Origin of the sequence: Planktotalea sp. (assembly GCF_049680325.1) — a bacterium.
Taxonomy (GTDB): Bacteria; Pseudomonadota; Alphaproteobacteria; order Rhodobacterales; family Rhodobacteraceae; genus Planktotalea.
The window spans coordinates 1-2,107 of sequence record NZ_JBAUHO010000040.1 but is presented as its reverse complement, the minus strand read 5'-3'; the positions used below and the strand labels follow the sequence as shown (position 1 = coordinate 2,107).

3 protein-coding genes are annotated in these 2,107 nt (G+C 54.6%); all 3 read right to left on the bottom strand.

Annotated elements, in window-relative coordinates:
* Positions 1 to 484 precede the first annotated feature (484 nt).
* The gene (locus WBC85_RS01915) at positions 485 to 1,348 is read right to left on the bottom strand and encodes a hypothetical protein (protein WP_424432993.1); all 864 of its coding nucleotides are present in this window, start codon (positions 1,346 to 1,348) and stop codon (positions 485 to 487) included.
* A 53-nt stretch (positions 1,349 to 1,401) separates the two neighbouring features.
* Complete coding sequence (locus WBC85_RS01910; RefSeq protein ID WP_347192059.1) at positions 1,402 to 1,950, bottom strand: GNAT family N-acetyltransferase; 549 nt, start codon at positions 1,948 to 1,950, stop codon at positions 1,402 to 1,404.
* Positions 1,940 to 2,107 (bottom strand): DUF1778 domain-containing protein (locus tag WBC85_RS01905; protein WP_424432994.1); only part of this gene is annotated, 168 nt, incomplete at its 5' end. The genes WBC85_RS01905 and WBC85_RS01910, both read right to left, overlap by 11 nt.

Sequence of the window (2,107 nt, the reverse complement as noted above, 5' to 3'; positions counted from 1 at the left end):
CCCTTGAGGGCGTCGCTCTAAAACCTGACCCACTGGCGAAGTGCCGGAGTGAGCAAACGCATACCCGAAAAGCGCAAAAGTGGTGCGGCCCGCAGGCGCCAGCCGAGGACACGGTTTTTCTCTTTTGGGGTTGCGTGCGCGAGAACCCAGCGGGTTCTAAAGCAATCGTCCTGGAGCGGCGTATCGCGCTTGCGCGAACCCCGAAAGGACCATGAAATCAGGATCGGGCGAGATCCGATGCGCCAGCGATCGTGACCCGCAGGGCAGATCAGCCCATACCAAGACATGCATGAAACAAGGGAAGCCTGCGGCTCGGTGACGAGACGCAGGCCTGACGATTGGATCAGCGTGACTTGGTGGGGGATGTTCTGGGTGCAAGCCGCTTTGCCGGCTGGAACCTGAGACGCGCGGTGACCCGGCCATCGGGCGGGGCAGGGGCCATGTAAACCGTAATCTTCAAAGGCCGTTTATCAAAAAGGAGCCTTCAATACCCCATTTCCATCGCAAGGTTGCGCTCTTGTTGGGCTCTTAGTTCATCCAAGGAAACATTAATCTGAGAGAATTCCAGATGATACATCGGCATCTGCCAGCTGTTATACAAACACCTGACTTGATCCTGTTGGGCGTGCTTTGCGATCACCCCGGCTTTCTCGCAAGCAACCAACATTTCTTCAACTCTAGCCTTCGCATCATGCCAGGTTTCTTCCTCGCGGAAATCTATCTTACTCCACGCATCCGACATGATGCCCAGGCCTTCGCGCGTAAAAAGGCCAAAATCTCGCAAGGCTACACAGACTTTCCAAGGCCGTGGCGCGCTGCATTCGCCAAGAAAGTCGAAGGGTAGGTCAGAATTGCGATGCATCTCGTTTGGGTCATGCCAATGCAAGGTGCCGTCGTCATGGCATATGATATCGGCGTACATGTCGCTTTCTCGCTGAAATACCTCGTGGTTTGGCAGAATGTACTCACCAATCCCTCCTTCCAGATAGTGGGAGGGGCGGTGCGTATCGATGTAGTCCTGGAGCTGTTGAACGCTCATTGGCTTCCAGCTTTGGGCCTCAACATAGATCAAGCGCGCCAGATGGTTGTAAAACCACTTGATCATCGCGCTCGTCTTTGAAGCACGCAAACGATTGGGACATCTGACCAAATCGACCAAAATGAGTATTTTGGCGATTTCTTCTGAAGCATTCCGGCTCAGGATTGCCGCACTGCGCGGATGATCCGAGAGTTCTTTTGCCGCATCTAACAGGCTTTGAACACTGCCCATGAGGGCAGGGAGGCCCTCGCAGATCAGGTCCAGTTGCTGATCAAGCGATAAGTTCGCGAGGGCCGCTGCGCGGCGCATGCCGATGTGTCGCTGAGCGTCATTTGGTCCATGTGGCGCACATCATTCATCGCTCAGCCCGACAACGCGCGTATGGTCGCAATTGGCATGAAGAGACGCAGGGGTTGGTCCGGCAGCGGAATAAAGCCAAAGTCTTCGTAATATGATTTGCGCCGGGCGACTGCTGCGGCGTCTCCATCATCAAAAACGTCAAGCATAACGACACAGGTGCCGATATCGTCTGATGCCCGTGCGATCCGGCTCAAAGCGTCTGCCACAAGAGCACTGCCGATGCCGTTGCCCTGCTGGTTTGCGTCAACACCGATCATTGCGATGAAGGCGGCCGGTAGCATGCCGTGTTTCATCGCCCGTTTTGCGTAGGCGGGGGGCATGTCTTTGACATCAACGGAATGCATATTGATGCCGTAGAAGCCGACAATCTGGCTTTTGGCGTCTATGACAACCCAGACCCTGACAACATCTCCCTTGCTGCCTTTTTTGGCGGTCAGCTTGAGATAGTTGTCAATTTGTGGGACGCCACAAGAAAAAGCCGCTCGATCATGAACTTTGTGATCGAACGGCTGGATTTCAAATGGAGGTTGGTCTGCTGGGTCAGTCGGCATTCGCAATCAGTTTCTTTCGCAATGCGAAAGCATTCGCCAGTCGCTTGGTTGGTTTGGGTGGGTTTTCCAGAGCATCAAAGAATGCGTTTCTGTCCGCCTCGCTCTCTACCACGGTGATCGCATGGGCCTCAATGGTAGATCGTGCCGCACTATAGGC